The following is a 26,413-nucleotide window of genomic DNA, read 5'->3' as shown; positions in this document are numbered from 1 at the left end:
GCTTTTACAGCGTACTCGTGCCCGGATGCGCTTGCTGGAAACGGCGATGATGGATCAGCAGCCCGCTGAAGTAGACGATGTAGTAGCCGACCAGCAAGCCGACTACCAGCATGGTCAGCGGGCTATAGGTGTAGCTCGCCGGGTAGCCACCGGCCTGTGCGGCCGCGGAGACCTGCTGCATCTGCATGAAACGCCATAGCAAGCGCCCCAGCAGCAGCACCGTGAGCAGGGCACCGATCCACGCATTCGGCACGTAGCAGTCGCCCTTCACCGGATCGACTTCGAAGCGGGTGAGCCTGAGCCCGACCATGCCGATCAACGCACCGATCAGCGCGCCCACGAGCAGTCCCTCGAGCAACTGGATGCTGTGCAAGCCGGCCAGGCTCAGCAGGCAACCCACCACCGCAAAGATCACGATGCGCGCGATCATCCGCTTGCGCTGGATCGGCTGGCGGCCGAACTGGCGGCTCACGCGCCGCCACACGATCCACGCCAGCAGCGGCAGCATGATCAGGTAATTGGTCAGATGGACAGGCATGGGCGACACCACGGGATGGACGACGCCCAGCTTAATCGAGCGAACGGCGGCTGACGACTGACGTTTGTCACCCTTCGTCAGGACGCCAGGTTACGGGTTCAGCCGTTGCCCAACTGCTCGGCCAGCGAACGCGTCCGCGCCGTCACCACGCTGCCGGTATGCAGGGTCGACTTGCGCTCGATCAGCATCAGCAGGCACTCCGCCGCCGCGACCGGGTTGTGCCTGACCCCCTTGGGCACCACGAACATCTCGCCTTCGGCCAGCTCGACCGCACCGGCTTCCATCTCGATGCGCAGCTGGCCGGCCAGGATCAAAAACAGCTCATCCTCGTCGTCATGGCTGTGCCAGCCGAACGTGCCCAGCACCTTGGCCACCTTGAGGTAGGAATCATCGAGCTCGCCAATGATCCGCGGCGACCAGTAGTCGGCCAGCGCGGCGGCGGCCTTTCTCGGCGAGGTGGCCTGCGGCACTGGCACTACTTCGCCTTGCCCTGGTTCGCCACCGCGGCCATCTTCGCCGCGATCGCCTCGGCGTCGCCGAGGTAATAGTGGCGCAGCGGCCTGAGCCGCTCGTCGAATTCGTACACCAGCGGCACGCCGTTGGGGATGTTCAGCTCGACGATCGCCTCGTCGGAGATGCCGTCGAGGTACTTCACCAGCGCGCGCAGCGAATTGCCGTGCGCCGCCACCAGCACGCGCTGGCCGGAACGGATCGCCGGCGCCAGCACCTCGTGCCAGTACGGCAACACGCGGGCCACGGTGTCCTTCAGGCACTCGGTGTCGGGAATGTCTTTCGGATCGAGGCTGGCGTAGCGCGGATCGTGCACCGCCTCGTTGGCGCCGCGCTCCAGCGGCGGCGGCGGAATGTCGTAGCTGCGGCGCCACACCTTCACCTGCTCCTCGCCGTACTTCGCCGCGGTCTCGGCCTTGTTGAGGCCGGTCAGCGCACCGTAATGGCGCTCGTTGAGGCGCCAGTCGGTATGCACCGGCAACCACATCAGGCCCATCGCGTCCTGCACGCCCCACAGCGTGCGCACCGCGCGCTTGAGCACCGAGGTATGCGCCACGTCGAACGTGTAACCCTCCGCCTGCAGCAAGCGACCGGCTTCCTGTGCCTCGGCCATGCCCTGCGCGGTGAGGTCGACATCGGCCCAGCCGCTGAAGCGGTTGTCGAGATTCCACTGCGATTGGCCGTGACGGATCAGTACGAGTCTGTGCATGGGTGCGCTCAACCGGATGACTTAAACGAGGCATGGTGAAGGCGGGACCCGGCATCGTCAAATGCCGACCCTGCCACAGGTCATGCTAAACCGATGCCGCCGTGGAGGCATCCTAGCTACACCATTCATGCACGGAGACTAGCCATGCGTCGTCTTTCGACGGTTTTCATCACCGCTGCGTTCGCGCTCGGCCTGCCCCTGCTGGCCGTGGCGCAGGACAGCGATATCGACAAGGTCAATGGCTCGGTACGGGTCGAGGCCGGCCAGCATGCCGGTACGGTCAGCACCGTCAACGGCGCGGTGCACATCGCCGGCGGCGCCGTCGTACGCAAGACCAGCACGGTCAACGGCGCGATCGAGCTGGGCGACAAGGCGCAGGCCAACGAACTGGGCACGGTCAACGGCTCGATCAGCCTGGGCAGCGGCAGCCGCGTCAGCGGCCAGGTCGACGCCGTCAATGGCAGCCTGCACCTGGCCCCGGGCGCCGACGTCGGCGGCAAGCTGAGCAACGTCAACGGCTCGATCGTGCTGGACAACGCCCACGTTGCCGGCGGCATCGAGACGGTCGGCGGCGACATCACGATCGGTGCCGATTCGCACGTCGAAGGCGGCATTCTGGTCGACAAGCCGAACGGCTGGTTCAACTTCAACAGCCGCACGCCACTGGTGATCATCGGCCCGCATGCCGTGGTGCAGGGCACGCTGGAATTTCGCCGCGACGTGGTGCTGAAGGTCAGCGACAGCGCGCAGATCGGCCCGGTCAAGGGTGCCACGGTGGTGAAGTTCAGCGGCGCACAACCGTAAGGTGAGGAGTGAGGGAAGAGGAGTGAGAGAAATACCAAGGCCCGCGCGTCGCTTTCTCTCACTTCTCTCTCCTCTTCCCTCACTTCCCGCTCATAGCCAGTCGCGCGGTTTCAGGTATTCGGCCAGCTTCGCTTCCGCCGAACCCGGTTCGGGCGTGTAGGCATATTCGAAGCGCACCCGCGGCGGCAGGCTCATCAGGATCGACTCGGTGCGCCCGCCCGACTGCAGGCCGAACAGCGTGCCGCGGTCGTAGACCAGGTTGAATTCCACGTAGCGGCCGCGCCGGTACAGCTGAAACTCGCGCTCGCGCTCCCCGTACGGCGTGTCTTTTCGGCGCGCGACGATCGGCAGGTACGCGTCGAGCAGGCCCTGGCCGACGTCGCGGGTGAACGCGAAGCAGCGCTCGAAACCGCCCTCGTTCAGATCGTCGTAGAACAGGCCGCCCACACCGCGCGTCTCCTCGCGATGCTTCAGGTAGAAGTACTCGTCGCACCATTGCTTGTAGCGCGGATACACGTCCGTGCCATATGGCGCGCACAGGTCGCGCGCGACGGTGTGCCAGTGCCGCACGTCCTCGTCGACCGGATAGAACGGCGTGAGGTCGAAGCCGCCACCGAACCACCACACCGGCTCCACGCCTTCCTTGCTGGCCTCGAAGTAGCGCACATTCGCGTGCGTGGTCGGCACGTGCGGATTCTTCGGATGCAGCACCAGCGACACACCGGTGGCGATGAAGCCGCCACCGACCAACTCCGGCCGGTGTGCCGTCGCGCTGGGTGGCAACTGGTTGCCGCTGACCCGCGAGAAGTTGACGCCGGACTGTTCGAAGATCGCGCCATCGCGCAACACCCGCGTACGCCCGCCACCGCCGGCCGCACGCGTCCACGCATCCTCGACGAATCGCGCACTGCCATCGATCTGCTCGATGGCGGTGCAGATGCGGTCCTGCAGTTCACGCAGGAAGGTTTCGGCTCGATCGGCTTGCTGGCTCACATCAATATTTCCGGATTCGACGGCGGGACGAGCTTAGCAAGGCGCCGCAGGCCGCGGCTGCGGCGAGACGTCGCAAACGACGACGGCCCCGCAAGCGGGGCCGTCGCAAGCGCTGATTCCGGTGTGGTCAGGCCGCCGGGGCGACTGACGGAAGACCACCTGCCGAGATCAACTGGAGGTTGCGGCTGATGTCCTGGCTGAGGTACTGCATCCAGCCCATGTAATTGGTGTGGATCATGCGCTGGCCGTTCTTCTTCACCTCGTACTTGAGGTTGGTGCTGTCGACGTAGCTGATCTTGATCTGCGTGGTATCGAAGGCGACATGGATCTTGGCGGTGTAATCGTTGCCGACCAGGGTCGAATCGATGCCGTCAGCCTGCTCGGCGGTGACGGTCCAGCCACGACCGAGCAAGGCACCCTTGACCGCCTTGCTCACCTGCACTGCGCTCATGCCACTGGGCACGTTGATCGGCGGCACATCGACCAGGGGCACCTGGCGGAAGGCCATGGTCAGCAGCAACAAAGGCAGCAGCAACAGCAAAAGCAGGCGTGAACGCGACATCTCTTCCCCCTTGGATAAGCCGGCAATCCGCGCGGCCTGCGCAGTCTGCCCGCGCATCCGGCGGCGCACAAGTCAGCGCAGGGCCCGATCGGTGCTGTTGCCGGCGTCATCAACGACGCGCCCGACCGCCGTGCGTCAGCTGATCCGCGCACGCATCCGGCGATGGCCGATCAGCTGCGCCCAGCGCAGGCCCAGATCGATCCACATCAGGTAAGCGGCCTCGATCAGCAGCAAACCCAGGTAACGCGCATGCCAAGGCAATTCCGCTTCGGCGGCGACCGGCTGTCCGTCGAAACCGAGCCGGCGCGCCAGCAGCAGACAACGGGCCAGGTGATAGCGGCTGGTCACCAGGGCCACCGGCGGCAACCCGGCCTGCCCCGTGTGCGCCTGCAGCAGGCGACGCGCATGGCGCAGGTTCTCCAGTGAATCGACCGAATCCTGCTCCAGCTCCACCCGCACATCGGCGGCCAGGCCATGCTGCTGCAGCCAGGCATGACCAGCCACCGCCTCGCTGCACTGGCCGCCACTGCAACCGCCCAGCAGCAGCACGTGATCGGCCTGTTGCTGCTGCGCCAGGGTCAGCACGCGTTGCAGGCGCAGCTGGTAGTCCTGCTCCGGCCTGTCGTGCTCAAGCCGGCGCCCGAACACCAGCGCGATCATCCGCCGCGGCGGCGCCAGCGGACTGCGCGCGGCGACCCGGCAGACACGGATCAGATAACCCAGCCAGACCAGACCGCCGCTCAGCAGCAGCGCGAGCACGGTGACCGCCGCCGCATGCTGTATGTCGCGGTCGCGCAGATAACGCCATGGGCTTCGTGATGCAAGGTTGGATGGCACGGGCATGATCGGCGCGCGGTGAAGACAAGCCAGCTTAACCGCCCGCACAAGGTTCGCGGCAGCTTCATGCCGGCGCGACCACGATGGCCAACCGCCTGTTGGCGAGCCCTGCGCAGGCTAGGCAAGCCTCGGGGTGGCCGCTAGGCTTTCAGGATGCCTGCTTTGATGACCCCGCTTGCAATCACCGCGTATACCGCCACTTCGGCCATGGGCCGCGGCCTGGCGGCCCAGCTCGATGCGCTCCAGTGCGCCCGCAGCGGCCTGCGCCCGAACGATTTCAGCAGCGCGCCGCTGGACTGCTGGGTCGGCCGTGTCGATGACGTGGAGCAGGCCCCCTTGCCCGCTGCCCTGGCCACCTGGGAATGTCGCAACAACCGGCTGGCGTGGCTCGGCCTGAACCAGGACGGCTTCATCGATCGCGTACACGCTGCGCGCGCACGCTACGGTGCCGGCCGCATCGCGCTGTTGCTGGGCACCTCCACCGCCAGCATCGGTGCCACCGAGGAAGCGTATCGCCGGCTCGATCCGGATGGCGGCTTCGCCGATGACATGCTGCGCCCGGCGATCCACGCGCCACATTCCCTGGTCGGCTTCGTCGCTGCCGCGCTGGGGCTGGAAGGGCCGTGCCTGACGATTTCCACCGCCTGCTCGTCCAGCGCCAAGGTGTTCGCGAATGCCGAACGGATGATCCGGCTGGGCCTGGTCGATGCAGCCGTCGTCGGTGGCGTGGACACCCTGTGCGACAGCGTGCTGTTCGGCTTCAACGCACTGGAGCTGGTGTCGCCCGCACCGTGCCGACCGTTCGACGCCGCGCGCAACGGCATCTCGATCGGCGAGGCAGCGGGCTTCGCCTTGCTGGAGCGTGCCGATGTCGCGCCGGATGCGCCGCAGCTGCTCGGCTACGGCGAAGCCAGCGACGCACACCACATGTCCACCCCGCATCCGGACGGACTCGGCGCCGAGCTGGCGCTGCGCGATGCATTGGCACGCGCCGGCCTCGATGCGGCCCAGGTCGACTACATCAACCTGCACGGCACCGCCAGCCTGAAGAACGACGAGGTCGAGGCCGCGCTGGTCAGCCGCGCCTTCCCCGTCCGCACGCGAGCCAGTTCCACCAAGGGCTTCACCGGCCACACGCTGGGCGCTGCCGGCATCGTCGAGGCCACCATTGCACTGCAGGCGATCGAGCACGACCTGATTCCCGGCAACCTCGGCGGCAGCACACCCGACCCCATCTGCGGCGCGCAGTTCGCCTGGCACAACGAACAGCAGCGCGTCGAGGTGGCGCTCAGCAATTCGTTCGGCTTCGGCGGCAACAATGCCTGCCTCGCGTTCGCCCGCGCCGGCCGTGCCGCATGAGCACGCTGCGCGTCTATGTGGATGGCGTCGGTCTGTGGTCGCCGCAGCTGGCCGATTTTGCCGCACTCAAGTCGTCGCTGGCCGGCACCGTACCGACACCGCCGCCGGCGCGACCTGCCGCCGCCACGCTGCCGCCGAACGAACGCCGGCGCGCACCGGAGAGTGTGCTGCTGGCCGTGGAAGTCGCCGGCCAGGCGGTGGCGATGAGCGGCCGCGAGGCCGCCACGCTGGCCTGCGTGTTCGCCTCCGCCCACGGCGACCAGCCGATCACCGACTACATGTGCGCCACGCTGGCGCGGGCGCCGGCCGAGCTGTCGCCGATCCGCTTCCACAACTCGGTGCACAACGCGGCGGTCGGCTACTGGACGATCGCCACCGGCTGCCACGCACCTTCCACGGCCGTGGCGGCACAGCGGGCCAGCTTCGGCGCCGGATTGCTGGAAGCCGTCAGCCAGGTGCTGGCCGATCAGCGGCCGGTCTTGCTGGTATGCAGCGATACCGCCGGCGACGAGCCCTTGCTCGAAATCACCGGCTGCACTCAGCCGTTCGGCTGTGCCCTGGTGCTGGCGCCGGAAGCGAGCACGACGTCGCTGGCCACGCTGGACCTTAGCGTGACTTCGCGACTCGCTGGCGGCGAGCTGGCAGAGCCGCTGCCCGGCTGGCACGATGCCAATGCCTCGGCCGCAGCGTTGCCGCTGCTTGCGTTGCTAGCTCGTGGTCACGGACGCTGCCAGCTGGACGCTGCCGCCACACTGGGATTGCAGATCGACATGGAGAGCGTCGCTTGAACACGGCTGTTGCACGCTGGTGCGTGCTGATTCCCTGCCTCAATGAAGAGGCTGCCATCCGCTCGGTGGTCGAATCCGTGCTCGCGCTGGGCGCACCGGTCATCGTGATCGACGACGGTTCGGACGACCGCACACCGGAAATCGTCGCCACACTGCCAGTGACCCTGTTGCGCCACGCCGAACGGCACGGCAAGGGCGAAGCCTTGCGGCACGGCTTCCGCGAGGCGCTGCGGCAGGGTTACGACGCGGTACTGACGATGGATGGCGACGGCCAGCACCTGGCCAGCGACATTCCGCGCATCGTGGCCGCCGCGGCCCAATATCCCGGGCACATCGTGGTGGGTGCGCGCCTGCTCGATCGTGCGCAGCAGCCGAAGGGGCGTCGTCGCGCGAACGCCGTCGCGGACTGGGGCATCTCCTGGGCCTGTGCGCAGCCGGTCGCCGATACCCAGAGTGGCCAGCGCTGGTATCCACGCGCGGCACTGGACCTGGTCGATCTGCCGGCGCAGAACTTCGTGTTCGAGGCGGCCATCCTGATCGCCGCCTCGCGCGAAAAGAAACTCGGCGTGGTCTCGGTACCGATCGCCTCGCGCTACCACGGCGAGTTCCGCGGCAGCCATTTCAGGCCGGTTCGCGATGTCACCCGCATCACCGCCTATACCATCGGCCGGGTCCTGCACTACGGCAACATCCTGGCCAGCTATCGTCGCTCACGCAATGAACCGGTCGTCTGCCCAAGCCCGACGGGCTGAGGCATGGGGCACGCCTTGGTGCTGATTCGGCTGATCGCGATCCTGCTGAATGCGCGCGGCATCGTCGAACTGATCATGCCGAAGATCCGTCTCGATGCCGGCGTGATCGGCCGCGGGATGTGCACCCCCGCTTCTGCCGACGGCCATCACCACCATGATGAACGCGCCGATGCTGCCGTACTTCGCCCGTCGGCGATGAATTGACCTGTTGCCGGATACTCCTCGGCCATCCATGGCGCAGGCAACCGGGCAAGGATGATGGCGTGTTGCCGGCGATGTGACGCCGCCTAGCCCATGCCGCCGTTGACGCCGATCACCTGGCCGTTGATGTATCCCGCCGCCTCGCTGCACAGGAAGGCCACCAGCGCCGCGACCTCCTCCGGCGTGCCGGCACGCTGCGCGGGCACGATCTCGCGGATGCGCTCGGGCGGAAAATCCTCGCCGATCATGCGCCCTGTGATCACGCCAGGCGCCACCACGTTGACGGTGATGCCGCGCGAGGCCATTTCGCGCGCCAGCGACTTGCTGGCGCCGTGCAGCGCAGCCTTTGCCGCGGCGTAGTTGGTCTGGCCGCGATTGCCGAGCTGCGCGGCCACCGAACTGACCGAGACGATGCGGCCGAAGCGCACCCGCGCCATCGGCAGCAGCAGTGGCTGGGTGACGTTGAAGAAACCGTGCAGCGAAACGTCGATCACCCGATGCCATTGCTCGGCGCTCATCCCGGCCATCGGCCCATCGTCGTGGATGCCGGCGTTGTTGATCACCGCGTGGATCGGGCCGCCGGACAGCAGCCCGTCCAGTGCCGCGTGCGCCACCTCGGCATCGGTGACGTCGAACGCGGTCGCCTGCGCGTTGCCGCCGGCGGCACGGATCGCCGCCACCACGGCCTCCGCGCGCGGCAGGCTCTGGTTGGCATGCACGATGACGTGATAACCGCCCGCCGCCAGCGCATGGCAGATGGCCCCACCCAGTTCGCCACTGCCGCCGGTGACCAGGGCACGGCGCGGAACAGCTGTTGCAGACATGGCGTGACCTCGCAGCTCAGGACGGGGGATGGATGACCGCGGCACGCCCGCTGGCCAGCAGGCGACCGCGATGCTCGACGCGGAACGCATACTGCGCACCGCCATCATCGGCATACAGACATTCGGCATGGACGTCCAGATGACCGTCCAGCCGATCGACATACTCCTCGAACAACTGCACGTCGCGCAGGCTGACCAGTCGGCCCGGTCGCACCGTTTCGCCGCCCTCCCCGCGTGCCAGCAACGCAGCATGCACCGCCATCGCCTGTGCGCCGTATTCGGCCAGATGCACCGCATGCAGGCCTTGCGCGCTGCGCAAGGGATGCTCCATCCGCACGTGGCCGGCGCTGACCGCGTGGATCGTGCGCGGGTCCCATGCCAGCACGGCATCCAGCAGGCACATGCTGCCGCCGTGCGGGATCAGCGGCGCCCAGTCAGTCTTCGGAAGCATGCGGTGCCATCAGGATCGAAAGACAGAAATGGAAGGCCACGCCGAGGCTCACCGTGAGGCCGATCGCCCGCAACACCGGAATCGTCGCCCACGCCAGCATGCCGAACACCAGCAACGCCGACAGCACGCAGACGAGGGTGGCATGCAGGGTGCGCCGCTGCTCGGCCGGGTCGCCCGTGTCGCGCTCGAAGAACAGCGCGTAATGCAGACCGAGGCCGCCGGCAAGGATCAACGCGACCAGGTGGAACAGCGAGATCTCGATGCCGGCCATGCGCTCCACCGCCAGCACCAGGAAGGTCGCCAGGGTCATTGGCGCCAGCACATGCCAGGCGCGGCGCAGGCTGCGCAATGCCAGGGTGATCGTCAGCACCAGCAGGATGGTGGCCGCCAGCAAGGCCTGCAGGATGCGCGTGCGATACACCGCCACCAGCGATTCCGAGGCAGCCTTCAGGTCCAGCAGGCGCACCGCACCGTTCGTGCTTTCGCCGAGCGCCTGCAGCGCTGCCACATCGTGCACGCCGCTGACCGTGCCCAGCCCGAGCCAGTGCCCATCGCGCTGCACCAGCATCGCCGCAAGACGTTGGCCCAGCGGAGTCCGCGCGTATTGCTCGGGCGTCAGTGGCGGCAACTGCCGTGCGGTTTCCACGTCGTCCAGGAACGGCTGGAACAGATCGGGACGAAACGGCAGGCCTTGCAGTGCTTCACTCAACACATGCCGCAACGTGGCACGATCGGGCAGCTTCTGCTGGCGCTGCCGCTGCAACGCGACGGTTGGCAGGTAGCGTGACGGCAGTTCCAGCGCATCGACGGCGTGTTTCGCCACCAGCGCATCGACCTGCGGCTGCAGTTTTTCCGACAGCGCCAGCACGCCCTGCTCGGTCGGCGCCTGCAGCACCAGCAGGTAGCGCACATCCGGCGCGCCCAGCGCCTCGCGCAACCGGGCATCACGTTGCAGCATGTCCTGCGGCAGCGGAGTCAGCGCGGCGAGGTTGTTCTGCCAGAACGGGCCGGGCGCGAACGCCAGCATCAGCGCGATCGCCAGCGCCACCAGCACCGGAATCCAGCGCGGCCGCGGCAGCCGGTCGACGAAGTCGCGTGCCCTTGCCAGCCAGCGCATCTGCGCCACGTCGCGCACGCGCACCGGCAGCAATCGCGACAGCAGGTAGCGTGTGCTGAAGCCCGCCACCAGCAGGCCGACGATGGTGAACACGGCGAGCTGCTTCAAACCGTTCACGCCGGACGCATAGAACGCCAGATAGGCGATGCAGGCCGAGGCGATCGCGGTGAGCAGCAGCGGCCACAATGCGCGCACGCTCTGCACTGCATCCTCGCCGGCACGGCGATGGCTGAGCACGCGGATCGGATACTCCTGCGCCACCCCGAGCAGGGTGAAACCGAATGCCAGGGTGATCCCGTGTACCTCGGGAAAAGCCAGCGTCAGTGCCACGATGCCGGCCAGTGCCGCGCTGGCGATCGGCAACGCCGACAGCAGCAGGGAGCTGAGGCTGCGGTATGCCAGCAGCAATAGCGCAATGAAACCCACGGTGGAAATGCGGCCGATCCAGTCGGCCTGCTGGCGGGTCTGCGCACCGACCACCACGCTGAAATAGCCCGGACCGCTGAACTCGAGCTTCGCGGCGGTACTGTCGGGCAGTGCCTCGAACGCGTGCCGGATGCCATCGATCGCCAGCTGCTGCGCATCCGGATCGAAACCCGCGGCCGTGGTCTGCACCAGCAGCAGGGCTTCGTGCTGCGGCGAGAACCACACCCCTTCGCGTACTTCCGGCGATTTTGCCGGCGTCCAGCGCTCTGCCAGCTTCAGTACTTCCAGCGTGGGATCGCTTGGCAACAGCCCCTTAAGCAGACTCGCTGCCGGCGAGGACAGATCATCCAGCCGCTGCTGCAGCTGATCGGCCAGATAGGCCTCATCCAGTGGCTGCGTATCCAGTGTCGGCGACAGCAGGTAGCGATACGGCAACAGGCTGGGATCCAGCGCGCCGAGGTCGAAACTGCCGTTGAGTACCTGGCTGTAGCGTTTGTCGTTATGCAATGCACTGGCCAGACCCTGGCTCAGTGCCGCCAGCTGCGCATCGGCAAGTCTCGTATCCGGCCGCTGGCTGATCGCCAGCAGCAGCAAGCGCGAACCCGGCCCGTCACCGACCTGCTCCATCAACAGGCGCTGATCCGGCGTGGTCGGCGCCGGCATGAAACTGCGCAGATCCGTGCTGACCTTCAGTCGCTGGGCGACCAGCCAGCCGAGCCCGGCCAGCGCCAGCAGCCAGACGATCAACAACGTCGCGCGCGCGCCTGCACGCATGCTCAGTGCATGCCCTGGCACAACGCCTGCAGCGCCTCGCGGGTCGGTTGCACCGGCATCTTCGCCGCCAGCGTGCCGAGCAGATCGATCGCAAGATCGCCATCGGCTTCCTGCATGCGCATGCAAAGCGACTGCTTGCCGACGCCATCGATCGCAATGCTGGCCACGGTCTTTGCCACCTTCGCATCGCGCGGCAACAGGGTCAGCGTCCACGTACTCGCGGGATCGCCGCTGAGCCGGACCTCGAACGCCTGCTGCAAACGCCCGGCATCGCCGCTGAGCAACGCCACAAAACTGTCCAGCAGCACCTGCAGCTGCGGCGCGCGCGACAGCGAGAAGTGACGCGGGCTTTTGCCGGTGCGCTGCTGGGTCACCTCGCCGTCGGCGATGGTGGCCGTTTCCTGCTGCGGATGATCGACGCGGCGCTGCAGCCGGTCACCACCCAGCCACGCCAGCTCGCCGGACACCACCAGCGGTCGCTCCAGCACCCGCATGAAGCGCGCCTCGGCAAACGCCGTGCGCGCCGGCGCCGGCTGGCCCAGGGTGGCGATCAGTGCTTGCGCGGATGAGGACGTCGTAGCCGGCGTCGATGTTGCAGAGGGTGCCTCAGATGCCGACGCGTTGCCCCACAACAGTGGGCTCATGCCTAGCAGGAGCGCGCAGATCTTGCTGCCAGAAATCATAGAAATTGAACCAGTTGTAGGGAGCGACATGGACGTAATGTTCCAGCCGCCGAGCATAACCGCCGATGAGCGCATCCAGCGCCGGGCCGCGGTTGTGCCGCGGAATCTCCACCTGGTCGGCCAGCGGCTCGAAGATCAGCCGATAACGGTTGCCACCCAGGTACAGGCCGAAGCACAGCACCACCGGCACCTTCAGCGTATGCGCCAGCAGCCATGGGCTGATCGGGAAAGGCGCCGGCGAGCCGAGAAAGTCGGCGTGCCGCAGCACCTCGTGGCCACGGCCGCGGTCGGCCAGCATGGCCACCACGGCACCATCCTGGCAGGCCTCGGCCATCGCCAGCGCGATTGAGGTGCCATCCTGCGCGGCATCGATCACGCAAGCGCCCACTTCCGGCGCCAGCGCCTCCAGCAGCTCGGTCATCGCGGGCGTCTTCTGCTTGTCCAGCACCACCCGCAGCGGCATCTCCGGCCGGCGCGCGCCAAGCGCCCGCAACGCCTCGAAGCTGCCCTGGTGCGAACCGAACAACAGTACGCCACGCCCTTGCGCAATCCGCTGGTCGAGCACATCCAGGCCTTCGGTCTCGATCTGGAACGGCTTCTCGCCATGCGCCAGCAGAAACACCCGGTCCATGATCGTGGCGGCAAAGCAATGGATATGCTTGAGCACCCGCCAGGGGGTCGCCGCGCGGCCGAGCGCGCGCTGCAGATACTGCCTCGACGCCAAGCGTTCCGGCCCGCGCCGCAGATAGAAATACAGCGTGATCGGATACAGGCACAGCCGCGCTACCCGGCGACCGCCGTACAACGCGATCGCCCGGATCAGCCAGATCGCGAAACGCCCACCGCCTTCCGGGCGGCTCTGCCAGTGTTCGTTCGTGCTCATGCCGCTCCCTCGACCAAGCCACGTGCCAGCAGGCTGCCGTCACGCCGAATCTCGAAACGGAACCGTGCGGCACCGGCTTCCGCCAAGCACAGCATCGCCGCTTCATCCGGCAACAACGGCGCCATGAACTTTGCCTCCACCACCCCTGCCAGACGCTGTCCGCGCCATGCCCGCAAGGCCAGCGCCACCTGTTCCAGCAGGATCACTCCCGGCACCAGCGGATGACCCGGGAAGTGGCCCGGCAGAGCCGGATGCCCGGCGTCGATGCGCACGGCCTGTTCGAAACCGGCATCGTTCATGGCGCAACGGCCCGGTGGCCACGCACCAGCTGCGGCCAGTGCAGGGCCAGTTGCAGCAGCATGTCGTGCAGGCCGGGATGACTCAGGTGGCGCAAGCGCCAGCGGCGATAGCCGTATTCGAGCAAGAATGCGGCACCAAGCAACACGTAGCCGCCGGCATGCAGCCACGCCGCGGCCCAGCGATCGGATACCGGCAACGGCGAGACGATGCCGAAACGCGCCAGCAATCCACTGTGCCCGGCACACAGCAGCAGTACCGCGAGCACCACCGCCTGCGTCGCCAGCAACAAGGTCCAGAACCAGGTGACCTGGCGGGCATAACGCGCCACGCCAGGCTGCGACAGCCGATCGGCACCTTCGATGGCGACGATGAAGCGCGTCACCAGCGGCTCGGACGTACGCAGCGTGCCGCCGAACCAGCAGGCCAGCAGCGCATTGGTCAGCACCGGCACGGTTTCCAGCAGCAGGCCGGCAAACCCGTACAACGACAGCAACAGCAATGCCAGCAACATGCCCAGCCAGACCAGCCATGGCCCGGCACGGCGGGCCTGCAGCCGCGGCAACATCACCGCCGTCAGCAGCAACAGCAGCGCCAGCAGCGGGAAAATCTGCCGATGCGTCACCGCACCGGCGATCGCCAGCAACGGATAGGCAAGCAGCAACGGCAATACATAACGCCGCGGCATACGCTCAGCAGGTGGGGATGAAAACGTCATGCAGCATTCCGCGATGGCAGCATCGGTGGTGCAAGCCTGCCACCGGCGAGGGAATACCACGTGACGAACCGCGCACTCCGGCGTCGCTCACGAACCGGCGTCAACCGACGCGGTGCTGCTCGACATGCGCGGACAGCGTGCGCAGGCTGGTGAAGATCTGCCGGTTGTCCGGATTGTCCGAGCGCAGCTGGAAGCCGTAGCGCTTGGACACGGCCAGCGCGATTTCCAGCGCATCGATCGAATCGAGCCCCAGTTCGCCGCCGAACAACGGCGCATCCGGGTCGATCTGCTGCGGGGTGACGGCTTCGAGATTCAGGCATTCCACGATCAACGTGGCCAATTCCTGCTGTGCCGCTGTCTGCTCTGCCATGCTCGATTCCGTACTCTAGATTCATTGCCTCCCCCCGGTGGCAGTGGCCGCGGAGTGTAACATAGCGCCCTTGTCGTTCCCGGTTGCACGCAATGATTCAGGGATGTGAAAACCCACAGATTGACCCGCTGTTGCGCCGTGCGCCGCGGATTTCCTACCGGCTTGCGGACGCCACGGTCGCGCTGAAGGAACCAGGTACCCTGGCATTGTTCGGCTTTGGCGCCGGTAGCCCGGGCTCTGACGATCCGCGCTACCTTCGCGTGGCACTGGAGTGTTTTGACGCACCGGCACCGCTGGAAATCTGGCAGGTCGATGCACCCGTGATCCACGGCACCGACGGTGCGCTGCACTGGTCGGCCGGTGGTGGCTGGCTGTTCGCGGCGATCGAGCTGGACGAGAGCAGGCTCGGCGGCCCCAGCGCCACCGCACAGCTGGCCTACGAACAATTGCACCGCTTCGTCGCCGCGCGTGGCGCGCAGCACGTACTGCGCGTATGGAACTACCTCGGCGCGATCAATCACGGCGAAGGCGATGCCGAGCGCTACAAGCATTTCTGCGATGGGCGCGCCGCCGGCATGGGCGATTTCTTCGCCGAAGGCTTCCCTGCCGCCACCGCGATCGGTCATCGCGGCGACCCGCACCGCCTCCAGGTCTATCTGCTGGCCTGCGACCAGAGCGGCACGTGGGTGGAAAATCCGCGCCAGGTCAGCGCCTGGCGCTACCCGCGCCAGTACGGTCGCACCCCGCCCAGTTTTGCCCGCGCCATGCTGCTGCCGGCCCAGGATGCGCTGGCGATCTCCGGCACCGCCGCGGTGGTCGGCCACGCCTCGGCGCACCACGACGATCTGGATGCCCAGCTCGACGAAACCCTGACCAACCTCGAAGCGCTACTGGCGAGTGCCGATATGACTGCAGGCTTCGACACCCACTCCACGCTGAAAGCCTACGTTCGTCATGCCGCCGACGCGCCCCGCGTGCGCGAGTTCTTTCGCCAGCGATTGCCTGGCGTGCCGGTACTTTTGCTGCATGGCGATATCTGCCGCAGTGAGCTTTTGGTGGAGATCGATGGATGGCGTTACGCGTGACTCGCGGATGCGTGCACGCCGGTTTCGGGCGCGCCCTGACCGGTCTCCGACCCAAGCAGCCATACGACCGTCCGGCTCGTCTTCCGGCAACAAATCAACGCGAGCCTGTGCTGGCGTGGCGTCAAGTCCGTAGATAGCCCGGATCCAGATTGCCGATCAGGACGTTCATCTCGGAACGGACATACTCACTCGCGTCACCCTTGGGGTCGGCAACGCGCTGGTCGTGGGCACGGATGTCCAGCAGGAGCTTCCCGGTTACTGCATCAAACACATGGATGGTCGCGGTGTAGCCGACTTTCGGAGGGGTATAACCGCCGCGCATGTCTCCATGCACACCGCCGGTGTCGTCGAAACTGGGAACGACCAGCGGTGCGAGCCGGATTGCCACGCGGTAGGGCAAGACGGCATCTCGCCTGGCCGATGGAATGCCGCTCGTGAACAGCCCGTCATCGGGATCGATCGATCGCATGGTGATATTGCGTTCTCGCGACCAGTCGGAAAATGCATTCACCGCGTTGATACAGCTGACGTCTTCACCGGTACAGGCCAGGTAGAAACTGAATCGCGGACTTGAATCCGCATTGAACAGTGGCAGGGATTGCAGCGATTTCTGCTGGTCCTGGCTGACTACCGTCACCGTTCCAGCGCAACCCTGCAATGCCAGCGCGACGAGCATGCTTCCGATCCATACCCGAAGACGCATGAAACACTCCTTTGCTTGGGTTCGTGTTGGCAACGATGCTCTATTCGAGGAAATGGAACATCGCCAAAGCTTATCAGTCCGTCTTCTTGACCGGCCGTTTCCAGCCCGGATAGCTTTGCTGCCTGCCGCGCGCCACGGTCAATTCACCCGTCGGCGCGTCATGCGTGATTACCGAGCCGGCACCGATGGTGGCATGCGCACCGATCGTCACTGGCGCTACCAGCGCACTGTTGGAGCCGATGAAAGCCCCATCGCCGACGCGGGTCACGGACTTGTTCACGCCGTCGTAGTTGCAGGTGATGGTGCCGGCACCGACGTTGACACCGCGACCGATCTCGGCATCACCCAAATAGCTCAGATGATTCGCCTTGCTGCCCTCGCCCAGACGGGTTTTCTTGGTCTCGACGAAGTTGCCGACGTGAGCGCCAGCATCCAGCTCGGTGCCCGGCCGCAGCCGCGCGAACGGGCCGATCACGCACGGCCCATGGGTGATCACGCCCTCCAGATCGCAGTGCGACTGCACCACCGTGCCGGTCGCCAGCTGCACGTCCTTCAGCCGGGTGAACGCGCCGATGCGCACGTCATTGCCGAACACCACGCTGCCTTCGAGGATCACGTCGATATCGATCTCGACATCGTGACCGGCGCGGACGGTACCGCGCACATCCGTACGCAATGGATCGGCCAACCGCACGCCATTGGCCAGCAGCGCATGGGCTGCACGCAGGCGATATTGCGCCTCCAGTTCGGCCAGTTGCAGCGGGTTGTTGGCGCCAGCAGCCTCCACCGGATCGGCACATTCGACACTGAGTGCGGCCTTGGCTTCTTCGGCCGCCATGCGGAAGATATCGGTAAGGTAGTACTCGCCTTGCGCGTTGTTGCGATCGAGCCGTTTGATCCAGCCACGCAAGGCTTTCGCTTCGGCGACAAGGATGCCGGTATTGACCAGGGTGACGACACGCTGGTCGGGGTCGGCATCTTTTTCCTCGACCACCGCGCGTATCTTGGCATTGCCGTCGCACAGCACCCGCCCGTAACCGTGAGGATCGGCGAGCCGGGTAGTGAGCAGGCTGAACCCGCCCTCCGCCTCCACCAGCTGCTGCAGCGTCGCCACCCGGGTCAGCGGCACGTCGCCGTAGAGCACCAGTACACGCACGCCATTGGGCACGCTGCCGAGCGCCTGCTCCACCGCATGACCGGTGCCGAGCCGCTCGGCTTGCAGCACCCAGTGCAGATCGGACTGACCGGCGAATGCCGCCTGCACCTGTTCACCGCAATGGCCGTAGACGATGTGGATCGCGGCCGGCTGCAATGCACGCGCCGCGCCGATCACATGATCCAGCAAGGGCCTGCCCGCCAGAGGCATGAGCACCTTGGCCCGATTCGATTTCATCCGCGTGCCGGCGCCGGCGGCGAGGATAATCACGTGCAGGGCTGGAGTTTCCATGTAGGTACCACGTTTCGGGGATCAATGATCGCGCAGGATACAACCAGTTTCTGCGGATTCAGTGCGTGGCGACTGCGTCAGCTGGCTTCAGTTTCTGCAGCTGCGGCGTATAGGCCTTGATGAAGGCATTGCGCAGTACACCGATGATCGCCTGGGAGGTGTCAAGCTGCTTGTCATCGATACGCCCGCTGATCGGCACACGGGTCGCGAACTGATCGTTCGCGTGGTTCTCCAACAGCGAGACCATGCCTTGAGCCAGTGCTTCGTAAGCCAGCCCGATCGGTCCCTTCTTGTCCTGCACCACATCCTGCTTCCAGCTGAAGATTTTCAGATCGTGGAAAATCGGTTTGGCGTAGCCATCCAGTTGCCCGTTCCTGGCCTCAAGCTCCATCGAGAAGGTGCCGGTGCCACCGGCGAAGTCCAGCCCGGCATACGCCTGCGCGAGAGCATTGGCACGGGTCAGCTGGATGCCGGTGACCTGCAGCTGGTAGGAGAAATCGCCGAAATGGCTCAGCGGATCGAAGCTAGCGTCGGTCTCGAACGGCGCATCGACGAGAATCCTCGCGGTGGCATGCAGAGTCGCCACCCGATTACCCTTGCGCCGCTGGATGTTGGTGAGATTGGTGACGGTACCGTTGACGTCGGTCATCTTCAGATCGACGCGTGGATTCGACACAAAGCTCTGGAAGGTGACCGTGCCGTTGCTCACGTTGATCTCGTCCAGTCGCATCGGCGCCAGCAATTTGAGCTCTGCGCGCCAGTCCACGCCCTTGCCGGTCTGGCTGTCCTGATCGCCATGACCTTCGACAAAGTTGATCGTGGGCGCGGTGAAATTCACCTTGCCGCGAAACACGCCGTGACCCAGCGCAAACCAGCTCAGCTCGATATCGGCACGCGGTGTATCCAGCAACGGCGCCGGCACTTTGCCGGTCGTCTTGACGATACGCAGTCCCTCGATGGTATAGCCACCGCGCCACAGGTGCAGGCTGATATCCGCGATCTGGCCGTGGTAGTCACCCATTCGGTCCATGCGGGCATTGAGGTAATGCTTCATCGCGTACGGCAGCAGCGCGCGCGCGATCGCCAGCAGCAGGATGACGGCCAGCAGCCAGCCAAGGTGGCGGCGGTGATGAGGCTTCATGAGGATCGATCCACGGCGCGAATCGTCCGATTCTAGGCATCGGAATGTTCGCGTGGCGTGGAAGGCTGGCTCACCCGTGTTGTTCGGATGGCAAAACGCCGGCCCAGGGCCGGCGTTTCCGTCTCAGTGCCGGTGAAGGCAACCCTCAGTGCTTGAGGTTCTTGCGCAGGCGCTCCAGCGCCTGCAGCTGGGTCATTGCCTCGACCAGCTTGGCCTGGGCCTCGGCAATGTCCACCGCATCGGTGCGGTGAGCCAGCGCGTCCTCGGCTTCCTTCTTGGCGCGCTGCGCGGACGCCTCGTCCAGATCGGACGCGCGGGCCGCGGTGTCGGCCAGCACGGTGATCACCTGCGGCTGCACTTCCAGGATGCCGCCGGAAACCCAGAACTGCTGACGCTCACCGCCGGCCAGCACCACGTCGACATGGCCCGGCTTGAGGCGGGTGATCAGCGGCGCGTGGCGGGGCGTGATGCCCAGTTCGCCCAGCTCGCCGGTAGCGACCACCATCACGGCGTCGCCGTGATAGATCTCGGCTTCGGCACTGACGATGTCGACGCGAATGGTTTGGGTGGTCATGACTCAGATTCCGAATGCGTAAGACACAGGGCGGACTGAGTGTCCGCCCTGGAGGATCAGGCAGCCTTCTTGGCGCCCATGTCTTCGGCCTTCTTGACCGCCTCGTCGATGCCGCCAACCATGTAGAACGCCTGCTCCGGCAGATGGTCGACGTCGCCGTCGACGATCATCTTGAAGCCGCGGATGGTTTCCTTCAGCGGCACGTACTTGCCCGGCGAGCCGGTGAACACTTCGGCCACGTGGAACGGCTGCGAGAAGAAGCGCTCGATCTTGCGCGCGCGCGACACGGCCTGCTTGTCTTCTTCGGACAGCTCGTCCATGCCGAGGATCGCGATGATGTCCTTCAGCTCCTTGTAGCGCTGCAGCGTGCCCTGCACGCGGCGGGCGACGTCGTAGTGTTCGCTGCCGATCACGTTCGGGTCCAGCTGGCGGCTGGTGGAATCGAGCGGATCCACCGCCGGGTAGATGCCCAGCGAAGCGATGTTGCGGCTCAGCACCACGGTCGCGTCCAGGTGGGCGAAGGTGGTGGCCGGCGACGGATCGGTAAGGTCATCCGCGGGCACATACACGGCCTGGATCGAGGTGATCGAGCCGGTCTTGGTCGAGGTGATGCGCTCCTGCAGCACGCCCATTTCCTCGGCGAGAGTGGGCTGGTAACCCACCGCCGACGGCATGCGGCCGAGCAGTGCGGATACTTCGGTACCGGCCAGCGTGTAGCGGTAGATGTTGTCGACGAAGAACAGCACGTCACGGCCCTTGCCGGAAGCGTCCTTCTCGTCGCGGAAGTACTCGGCCATGGTCAGGCCGGTCAGCGCCACGCGCAGACGGTTGCCCGGCGGCTCGTTCATCTGGCCGTACACCATCGCGACCTTGTCGAGCACGTTGGAGTCTTTCATCTCGTGGTAGAAATCGTTGCCCTCGCGGGTACGCTCGCCCACGCCGGCGAACACGGACAGGCCTTCGTGCGCCTTGGCGATGTTGTTGATCAATTCCATCATGTTGACGGTCTTGCCCACGCCGGCGCCGCCGAACAGGCCGACCTTGCCGCCCTTGGCGAACGGGCACATCAGGTCGATCACCTTGATGCCGGTTTCCAGCAGGTCGTTCGCGGCCGCCTGCTCGTCGTAGCTCGGCGCCTCGCGGTGGATCACCCACTGGGCCTGCTCGCCGATCGGGCCGGCTTCGTCGATCGGGTTGCCAAGCACGTCCATGATGCGGCCGAGCGTCTGCTTGCCGACCGGCACTTTGATGCCTTCGCCGGTGTTGCGGGCGATCAGGTTGCGGCGCAGGCCGTCGGTGGAACCGAGCGCGATCGTGCGCACGATGCCGTCACCCAGCACCTGCTGCACTTCCAGCGTGATCTCGGTGCCGTCGATCTTCAGTGCGTCATACACCTGCGGTACCTGATCGCGCGGAAACTCGACGTCGATAACCGCGCCGATGATCTGAACAACTTTGCCCTGGCTCATGGAATGCTCCGGATGGATCTTTTAGTGTCTGTGTCGGCGCCGCTATGCGTCGCCATGAATAGGTTGGGTACTGCTTAAACCGCCGCGGCGCCGCCGACGATTTCCGAAATTTCCTGGGTGATCGCCGCCTGACGCGCCTTGTTGTAGATCAGCGTCAGTTCGCCGATCACCTTGTTCGCGTTGTCCGACGCGCTCTTCATCGCCACCATCCGCGCGGCATGCTCGCTGGCCAGATTCTCCAGCGACGCCTGGTACACCACCGACTCGATGTAACGACCCAGCACGTGCTCCAGCACGGTCTGCGCATCGGGCTCGTAGATGTAGTCCCAGTCGTGGCTCGCTTCCAGCTTGACGCCGGCATAAGCCGACTCACCAGCGGCCTGATGCGCTTCCATTTCCGACGCCACCAACGGCAGCGGCAGCAGCGCGTCGATGGTCGGCTTCTGCGTCATGGTGTTGACGAAGTCGTTGTAGGCGAGGAACACGCGATCCAGGCCGTTGGACGTATAGGCGTCCATCATCACCTTGATCACGCCGACCAGCTGCTCCAGCTTGGGCTTCTCGCCGAGATGGCTGACGCTGCCGATCAGGTTGACGCCCTTGAGCCGGCGGAAGAACGAAATCGCCTTCTGACCGATCGCCACCACGTCCACTTGCACGCCCTGCTGCTGCCACTCGGCAATGGCCGGCAACAGGCGACGGAACAGGTTGGAATTGAGGCCGCCGCACAGGCCACGATCGGTCGACACCACGATGTAGCCGACCCGCGCCACTTTCTCGCGCTGGGTCAGGAACGGATGGCTGAAATCGGTGCTGGCCTGGGCTACATGCGCGATCACCTTGCGCATCGAGCGGGCATACGGACGCGAGGCCTTCATCATGTCCTGCGCGCGACGAATCTTTGCCGCAGAGACCATTTCGAGCGCGCGTGTGACCTTACGCATGTTCTGCGTGCTCTTGATCTTGGTTTTGATTTCGCGTCCGCTGGCCATGCTTTATCCGCTCGTTGTGCTCGCTGGTGGGAAGGGAGAACGCTATTCGCCCTTCCGATTCACTACTACCGACTTACCAGCTACCGGTTTTCTTGTACTCGTCCAGCGAGGCCTTGAAGGTGGCTTCGATGTCGTTGTTCCAGTCACCGGTGGCCACGATCTTGCTCATCAGCTCGGCGTGGTTCTGGTGCATGAACGCGTGCAGACCCTTCTCGAACGGCAGCACCTTGTTGACCGGCAGGTCGTCGAGGTAGCCCCTCTCGGCGGCGTACACCGACAGTGCCAGCTCGGCGATCGACAGCGGCGAGTACTGCGCCTGCTTCATCAGTTCGACCACGCGCTGACCACGATCGAGCTGGGCGCGGGTGGCCGGATCCAGATCCGAGGCGAACTGCGCAAACGCGGCCAGCTCACGGTACTGCGCCAGCGCCAGCTTCACGCCGCCGGACAGCTTCTTGACGATCTTGGTCTGCGCGGCACCGCCGACGCGGGACACCGAGATACCGGCGTTCACGGCCGGACGGATACCGGCGTTGAACAGATCGGTTTCCAGGAAGATCTGGCCGTCGGTGATCGAGATCACGTTGGTCGGCACGAACGCCGAAACGTCGCCGCCCTGGGTCTCGATGATCGGCAGCGCGGTCAGCGAACCGGTCTTGCCCTTCACGGCCCCGTTGGTGAACTTCTCGACGTATTCCTCGGACACGCGCGATGCGCGCTCGAGCAGACGGCTGTGGAGATAGAACACGTCGCCCGGATACGCTTCACGACCCGGCGGCCGCTTCAGCAGCAGCGAGATCTGGCGGTAGGCCACGGCTTGCTTGGACAGATCGTCATACACGATCAGCGCGTCTTCGCCGCGATCGCGGAAGTACTCGCCCATCGCGCAACCGGAGTACGGCGCGACGTACTGCAGCGCGGCCGACTCGGACGCCGAGGCGACCACGACGATGGTGTTGGCCAGTGCGCCGTTCGCTTCCAGCTTGCGCACCACGTTGGCCACCGACGAACGCTTCTGGCCGATCGCGACGTAGATGCACTTAATGCCGGAATCCTTCTGCGCGATGATCGCGTCGATCGCCAGCGCGGTCTTGCCGGTCTGGCGGTCGCCGATGATCAGCTCGCGCTGGCCACGACCGACCGGGATCATGGCGTCGACCGACTTGTAGCCGGTCTGCAGCGGCTGGTCGACCGACTTGCGCCAGATCACGCCCGGCGCGACCTTCTCGATCGCCGCGTTGAGCTTGGCACCGAGCGGGCCCTTGCCGTCGATCGGGTTGCCCAGCGCGTCGACGACGCGGCCGAGCAGTTCCGGGCCGACCGGCACTTCGAGGATGCGGCCGGTGGTCTTGGCGGTATCGCCTTCGCGCAGGTGCTGGTATTCACCGAGCACCACCGCGCCGACCGAGTCGCGCTCAAGGTTCAAGGCGAGGGCAAACGAATTGCCCGGCAGCTCGATCATTTCGCCCTGCATCACATCGGCCAGGCCGTGGATGCGCACGATGCCGTCGGACACACTGATGATCGTGCCCTCGTTGCGTGCTTCCGCGCCGAGCTTGAACTGCTCGATGCGGTTCTTGATCAGTTCGCTGATCTCGGACGGATTCAAAGTGGTGCTGGACATGGCAAGTTTTCCTGGGATTCGCGCCGCATCAGCGGCACCCGATAGGTTTTGATTCTTTGGTCAGTGCGCCAGAGCGCTGGCCAGCTGCGCCAGGCGTCCGCGAGCGGAGCCGTCGATCACTTCTGCGCCGGTATCGATCACCACGCCGGCCAGCAACGAAGCATCGACCTTGGTTTCCAGTTCGATCTCGCGCTTGAAGCGGCGCTTCAGCGACACCTTGAGCTGCTCGGCCTGCGCCGCGTCCAGGGCCATCGCGCTGGTCACCTTGACCAGCAGCTGCGACTCGGACTCACGCTTGAACGCCTCATACAGTTCGGCCACTTCCGGCAGCAGCGCCATGCGACGCTGCTCGGCCATCTCGGTGAGGAACTGCGCGAACGGCGCATCGGCGGCGACACCGGCCGGCAGATGCAGCGCCACCAGCTGGGCCGGCAGCACCCGCGGATCGGTGCCGAGGCCGGCCACGCGCGGATCCTTCGCCACCGCAGCGGCGAAGGCCAGCGCCTGCGACCATGCCGCCAGCGAACCGGCGGCATGCGCCACTTCGAAGGCGGCGCGTGCGTAAGGACGGGCGAGGGTGATTGCCTGTGCCATCGATCAGATCTCGGCCGCGAGCTGGTCGAGCAGTGCCTTGTGCGTCGACGCATCGACTTCGCGCTGCACGATCTTGCTGGCACCCTGCACCGCCAGCGCGCCTACCTGCTCGCGCAGCTGGTCACGTGCACGCTGCGCCATCGATGCGATGTCGTCCTGCGCGCTCGCCTTCAGCCGGTTGATCTCGAGGACGGCTTCGCTACGTGCCTTGTCGATGATCTGGTTGGCCTGCTGCTGGGCCTTGTCGATGATCTCGGAAGCCTGCTGGCGGGCCACCTTGATCTCGGCCGCCACCTTGTGGTCGGCGTCCTTCAGCTCGGCATGCGCGCGCTCGGCCGCATTCAGGCCTTCGGCGATCTTGATCTGCCGATCTTCGATGGCCTTGTTGATATGCGGCCAGATGAAGTGGACACAGAACCAGATCAAGATGGCGAACGAAATCATTTCGCCAATCAAGGTCGCGTTGAAATCCATCGCTGCGTTACCTGTAGATACGGGATGAAACAGACACGGGCACTATGGATGCCCGTGCCAGACGGACGGCGGCGCCACGGCGCCGCCAGCAACTCAGCCTGCGGCCAGCTTCGACAGCAGCGGGTTGGCCACGGCGAAGTACATCGCCAGCGCCACGCCGATCAGGAACGCCGCGTCGATCAGGCCGGCGAGCAGGAACATACGGCCCTGCAGCAGCGGCACCAGCTCCGGCTGACGGGCAGCAGCTTCGAGGAACTTCGAACCCATGACGCCGATACCGATACAGGCACCGAGAGCACCGAGGCCGATGATCAGACCCAGCGCGATGGCGGTGAAGGACTGCACTTGAGCAATATGAGCGATGAGTTCCACGACGGTCTCCTGAGAAATTTAAACTTGAAAGATCAAAACGGTTGCAGCGGATGGTTCGAAAAACGCGATTCGATAAGCGTGATCAGTGGTGATCGTGCGCCATCGAGATGTACACGATCGTCAGCACCATGAAGATGAACGCCTGGATGCCGATGATCAGGATGTGGAAGAGGCCCCACACCGTGTAACCGATGATGCCCGCGCCATACAGCGCCCAGCCTGCCAGGCCCGCGCCAGCACTGAACAAACCAGCGATCAGCATGAAGACCAGCTCGCCGGCATACATGTTGCCGAACAGTCGCATCGCCAGGCTCACCGGCTTGGACAGCAGCTCGACGATGTTGAGCAGGAAGTTGGGGATCCAAAGCAGGGGATGCGCGCCGAACGGAGCGGTGAACAGCTCGTGCATGTAGCCGCCAGCACCCTTCGCCTTGAAGCTGTAGAAGATGATCAGCACGAAGATGGTCAGCGACATCGCGAACGTCATGTTGATGTCGGCGGTCGGCACGGCGCGGAAATGACCGACGCCGAACTTCTCGGTGATCCAGGGCAGCAGATCGACCGGCAGCAGATCCATCGCATTCATCAGGAAGACCCAGACGAACACGGTCAGCGCCAGCGGACCCAGGAAACGACGATCGCCGTGGAACACGTCCTTGACCTGACCATCGACGAATTCCAGCACAATCTCGACGAAAGCCTGGCCCTTGCCCGGCACGCCAGCGGTGGCTTTGCGCGCCTTCAGCCAGAACAGCAGGCAGAACAGCGCGCCCAGCACCAGCGACACCGTCACCGAGTCGATATGCACTGCCCAGAAACCATCCGGACTCGCCTGCGGACGCAGATGGGTCAAATGGTGCTGGATGTATTCGGTCAGGCCACCCGACTCGCTCGCCATGTCTCAACCCTTGAATCTGAACGCCAGCAGATAAACCGCGTAAGCAGCCACCAACCCCGTGATGGCGGCCAGTGGCGGCAATTTGAATTGAATCAGGATCACGACCAGCCCCCCGACGATCACGATCCATTTCAGGAGCATGCCCGTCAGCAATCGGCTCAACGCCAGCCCCGCACCACCCAGTCCACCGAAGAAACGCGCCGACAACAGCGCGGTACCCAGCGCCACCAGCGTCGCACCAGCCGCCGCCGACATTGCCTCACGACGCCCCAGCGCCAGGAATGCAAGGCCAGCCAGCAACGCCACAGCAAGCTGCAGCCACATGATGCGCAAGGCGAGACGTCGACCGGAAGCAAGACTGTTGAGCACGTAACGTCCCCGCGCGGTTTCCACCAGGCGGCACCGATACAGCTACGGGCCACGATCCAATCCGTAAAAGTATAT

Annotated in this window: 32 protein-coding genes; 6 read left to right on the top strand and 26 right to left on the bottom strand. The window is 65.4% G+C overall.

Annotated features, from left to right (window positions below; translation table 11 throughout):
- Window positions 1–4: 4 nt before the first annotated feature.
- From B0E46_RS03120 to gpmA, 3 genes are all read right to left on the bottom strand, one after another.
- Window positions 5–538 carry a DUF1453 family protein gene (locus B0E46_RS03120; RefSeq protein WP_077554245.1) on the bottom strand — a complete coding sequence of 178 codons (534 nt, stop codon included), beginning with the start codon at window positions 536–538 and terminating at the stop codon, window positions 5–7.
- Between the two features lie 98 nt (window positions 539–636).
- On the bottom strand, window positions 637–1,014 hold the full coding sequence (locus B0E46_RS03115) for a cupin domain-containing protein (RefSeq protein WP_254425021.1): 378 nt from the start codon (window positions 1,012–1,014) through the stop codon (window positions 637–639).
- Window positions 1,014–1,757 carry a 2,3-diphosphoglycerate-dependent phosphoglycerate mutase gene (gene gpmA / locus B0E46_RS03110; protein ID WP_077554244.1) on the bottom strand — a complete coding sequence of 248 codons (744 nt, stop codon included), beginning with the start codon at window positions 1,755–1,757 and terminating at the stop codon, window positions 1,014–1,016. The genes B0E46_RS03115 and gpmA overlap by 1 nt, the downstream gene beginning before the upstream one ends.
- A 144-nt stretch (window positions 1,758–1,901) precedes the next feature.
- Between gpmA and B0E46_RS03105 the strand changes: the two genes are divergently transcribed.
- Window positions 1,902–2,561 (top strand): hypothetical protein, encoded by a 660-nt coding sequence (locus B0E46_RS03105; protein WP_077554243.1) that lies wholly within the window; start codon window positions 1,902–1,904, stop codon window positions 2,559–2,561.
- Between the two features lie 90 nt (window positions 2,562–2,651).
- Here the strand turns inward: B0E46_RS03105 and hemF are convergent, their stop codons facing one another.
- The 3 genes from hemF to B0E46_RS03090 form a co-directional block, all read right to left on the bottom strand.
- Window positions 2,652–3,554 (bottom strand): oxygen-dependent coproporphyrinogen oxidase, encoded by a 903-nt coding sequence (gene hemF, locus B0E46_RS03100; RefSeq protein WP_077554242.1) that lies wholly within the window; start codon window positions 3,552–3,554, stop codon window positions 2,652–2,654.
- A 127-nt stretch (window positions 3,555–3,681) separates the two neighbouring features.
- A complete protein-coding gene (locus B0E46_RS03095) occupies window positions 3,682–4,116 on the bottom strand; it encodes a hypothetical protein (protein ID WP_077554241.1) in 435 nt (144 codons plus the stop codon).
- 135 nt (window positions 4,117–4,251) lie between these two features.
- Window positions 4,252–4,959 (bottom strand): YdcF family protein, encoded by a 708-nt coding sequence (locus B0E46_RS03090; protein ID WP_174567056.1) that lies wholly within the window; start codon window positions 4,957–4,959, stop codon window positions 4,252–4,254.
- A gap of 159 nt (window positions 4,960–5,118) precedes the next feature.
- On the opposite strand from B0E46_RS03090, the gene B0E46_RS03085 reads away from it, so the two are divergent.
- From B0E46_RS03085 to B0E46_RS03070, 4 genes are read left to right on the top strand one after another with little or no spacing between them, the layout of a single operon-like run.
- Window positions 5,119–6,312: a beta-ketoacyl-[acyl-carrier-protein] synthase family protein gene (locus B0E46_RS03085; RefSeq protein ID WP_077554240.1), complete on the top strand. Its 1,194-nt coding sequence runs from the start codon at window positions 5,119–5,121 to the stop codon at window positions 6,310–6,312.
- A complete protein-coding gene (locus B0E46_RS03080) occupies window positions 6,309–7,100 on the top strand; it encodes a beta-ketoacyl synthase chain length factor (protein ID WP_077554239.1) in 792 nt (263 codons plus the stop codon). The genes B0E46_RS03085 and B0E46_RS03080 overlap by 4 nt, the downstream gene beginning before the upstream one ends.
- On the top strand, window positions 7,097–7,852 hold the full coding sequence (locus tag B0E46_RS03075) for a glycosyltransferase family 2 protein (protein ID WP_077554238.1): 756 nt from the start codon (window positions 7,097–7,099) through the stop codon (window positions 7,850–7,852). The genes B0E46_RS03080 and B0E46_RS03075 overlap by 4 nt, the downstream gene beginning before the upstream one ends.
- A gap of 3 nt (window positions 7,853–7,855) precedes the next feature.
- Entirely contained in the window at window positions 7,856–8,056 is a 201-nt protein-coding gene (locus B0E46_RS03070; protein ID WP_077554237.1) for a hypothetical protein, read from the top strand.
- Window positions 8,057–8,139: 83 nt separating this feature from the next.
- Here the strand turns inward: B0E46_RS03070 and fabG are convergent, their stop codons facing one another.
- The 8 genes from fabG to B0E46_RS03030 all read right to left on the bottom strand — a co-directional run bounded on the left by fabG (window position 8,140) and on the right by B0E46_RS03030 (window position 14,596).
- Complete coding sequence (gene fabG, locus B0E46_RS03065) at window positions 8,140–8,877, bottom strand: 3-oxoacyl-ACP reductase FabG (RefSeq protein WP_077554236.1); 738 nt, start codon at window positions 8,875–8,877, stop codon at window positions 8,140–8,142.
- Window positions 8,878–8,893: 16 nt separating this feature from the next.
- Complete coding sequence (locus B0E46_RS03060) at window positions 8,894–9,328, bottom strand: phosphotransferase (protein ID WP_077554235.1); 435 nt, start codon at window positions 9,326–9,328, stop codon at window positions 8,894–8,896.
- A complete protein-coding gene (locus B0E46_RS03055) occupies window positions 9,312–11,645 on the bottom strand; it encodes an MMPL family transporter (RefSeq protein ID WP_174567055.1) in 2,334 nt (777 codons plus the stop codon). Before B0E46_RS03055 ends, B0E46_RS03060 begins: the two co-directional genes overlap by 17 nt.
- Before the next feature lie 2 nt (window positions 11,646–11,647).
- Entirely contained in the window at window positions 11,648–12,289 is a 642-nt protein-coding gene (locus B0E46_RS03050) for a LolA-related protein (protein WP_254425020.1), read from the bottom strand.
- A complete protein-coding gene (locus tag B0E46_RS03045; RefSeq protein WP_077554232.1) occupies window positions 12,252–13,211 on the bottom strand; it encodes an acyltransferase in 960 nt (319 codons plus the stop codon). Before B0E46_RS03045 ends, B0E46_RS03050 begins: the two co-directional genes overlap by 38 nt.
- A complete protein-coding gene (locus B0E46_RS03040; protein WP_077554231.1) occupies window positions 13,208–13,510 on the bottom strand; it encodes a hydroxymyristoyl-ACP dehydratase in 303 nt (100 codons plus the stop codon). Before B0E46_RS03040 ends, B0E46_RS03045 begins: the two co-directional genes overlap by 4 nt.
- The gene (locus tag B0E46_RS03035; protein ID WP_077554230.1) at window positions 13,507–14,226 is read right to left on the bottom strand and encodes a xanthomonadin biosynthesis protein; all 720 of its coding nucleotides are present in this window, start codon (window positions 14,224–14,226) and stop codon (window positions 13,507–13,509) included. Before B0E46_RS03035 ends, B0E46_RS03040 begins: the two co-directional genes overlap by 4 nt.
- Window positions 14,227–14,326: 100 nt before the next feature.
- Window positions 14,327–14,596: a phosphopantetheine-binding protein gene (locus tag B0E46_RS03030; RefSeq protein ID WP_077554229.1), complete on the bottom strand. Its 270-nt coding sequence runs from the start codon at window positions 14,594–14,596 to the stop codon at window positions 14,327–14,329.
- A gap of 92 nt (window positions 14,597–14,688) precedes the next feature.
- Here B0E46_RS03030 and B0E46_RS03025 point away from each other — a divergent pair, with 92 nt between their 5' ends.
- The gene (locus tag B0E46_RS03025; RefSeq protein ID WP_077554228.1) at window positions 14,689–15,681 is read left to right on the top strand and encodes a pteridine-dependent deoxygenase; all 993 of its coding nucleotides are present in this window, start codon (window positions 14,689–14,691) and stop codon (window positions 15,679–15,681) included.
- A 121-nt stretch (window positions 15,682–15,802) separates the two neighbouring features.
- Here the strand turns inward: B0E46_RS03025 and B0E46_RS03020 are convergent, their stop codons facing one another.
- The 12 genes from B0E46_RS03020 to B0E46_RS02965 form a co-directional block, all read right to left on the bottom strand.
- The gene (locus B0E46_RS03020) at window positions 15,803–16,357 is read right to left on the bottom strand and encodes a hypothetical protein (RefSeq protein ID WP_077554227.1); all 555 of its coding nucleotides are present in this window, start codon (window positions 16,355–16,357) and stop codon (window positions 15,803–15,805) included.
- A 100-nt stretch (window positions 16,358–16,457) separates the two neighbouring features.
- On the bottom strand, window positions 16,458–17,831 hold the full coding sequence (gene glmU, locus B0E46_RS03015) for a bifunctional UDP-N-acetylglucosamine diphosphorylase/glucosamine-1-phosphate N-acetyltransferase GlmU (protein ID WP_077554226.1): 1,374 nt from the start codon (window positions 17,829–17,831) through the stop codon (window positions 16,458–16,460).
- A gap of 58 nt (window positions 17,832–17,889) precedes the next feature.
- A complete protein-coding gene (locus B0E46_RS03010; RefSeq protein ID WP_077554225.1) occupies window positions 17,890–18,972 on the bottom strand; it encodes a DUF748 domain-containing protein in 1,083 nt (360 codons plus the stop codon).
- Window positions 18,973–19,117: 145 nt separating this feature from the next.
- Window positions 19,118–19,546, bottom strand: a complete 429-nt coding sequence (locus B0E46_RS03005; RefSeq protein ID WP_077444773.1) for a F0F1 ATP synthase subunit epsilon — start codon at window positions 19,544–19,546, stop codon at window positions 19,118–19,120.
- Between the two features lie 56 nt (window positions 19,547–19,602).
- Window positions 19,603–21,015: a F0F1 ATP synthase subunit beta gene (gene atpD, locus B0E46_RS03000; protein WP_077554224.1), complete on the bottom strand. Its 1,413-nt coding sequence runs from the start codon at window positions 21,013–21,015 to the stop codon at window positions 19,603–19,605.
- A gap of 74 nt (window positions 21,016–21,089) precedes the next feature.
- The gene (gene atpG, locus B0E46_RS02995) at window positions 21,090–22,007 is read right to left on the bottom strand and encodes a F0F1 ATP synthase subunit gamma (protein ID WP_077440239.1); all 918 of its coding nucleotides are present in this window, start codon (window positions 22,005–22,007) and stop codon (window positions 21,090–21,092) included.
- Window positions 22,008–22,080: 73 nt separating this feature from the next.
- A complete protein-coding gene (gene atpA, locus B0E46_RS02990; RefSeq protein WP_077554223.1) occupies window positions 22,081–23,631 on the bottom strand; it encodes a F0F1 ATP synthase subunit alpha in 1,551 nt (516 codons plus the stop codon).
- Between the two features lie 60 nt (window positions 23,632–23,691).
- On the bottom strand, window positions 23,692–24,225 hold the full coding sequence (locus B0E46_RS02985) for a F0F1 ATP synthase subunit delta (RefSeq protein WP_077554222.1): 534 nt from the start codon (window positions 24,223–24,225) through the stop codon (window positions 23,692–23,694).
- 3 nt (window positions 24,226–24,228) lie between these two features.
- Window positions 24,229–24,699: a F0F1 ATP synthase subunit B gene (locus tag B0E46_RS02980; RefSeq protein ID WP_077554221.1), complete on the bottom strand. Its 471-nt coding sequence runs from the start codon at window positions 24,697–24,699 to the stop codon at window positions 24,229–24,231.
- A 93-nt stretch (window positions 24,700–24,792) separates the two neighbouring features.
- On the bottom strand, window positions 24,793–25,071 hold the full coding sequence (gene atpE / locus B0E46_RS02975; RefSeq protein ID WP_077554220.1) for a F0F1 ATP synthase subunit C: 279 nt from the start codon (window positions 25,069–25,071) through the stop codon (window positions 24,793–24,795).
- A gap of 82 nt (window positions 25,072–25,153) precedes the next feature.
- On the bottom strand, window positions 25,154–25,969 hold the full coding sequence (gene atpB, locus B0E46_RS02970; RefSeq protein ID WP_077554219.1) for a F0F1 ATP synthase subunit A: 816 nt from the start codon (window positions 25,967–25,969) through the stop codon (window positions 25,154–25,156).
- A gap of 3 nt (window positions 25,970–25,972) precedes the next feature.
- Entirely contained in the window at window positions 25,973–26,338 is a 366-nt protein-coding gene (locus B0E46_RS02965) for a hypothetical protein (protein WP_077554578.1), read from the bottom strand.
- Window positions 26,339–26,413 lie beyond the last annotated feature (75 nt).

This window comes from Rhodanobacter sp. B04, assembly GCF_002001125.1.
Lineage (GTDB): Bacteria > Pseudomonadota > Gammaproteobacteria > Xanthomonadales > Rhodanobacteraceae > Rhodanobacter.
Note: the sequence above shows the minus strand (reverse complement) of the source record. Positions and strands in the feature narration are given on the sequence as shown.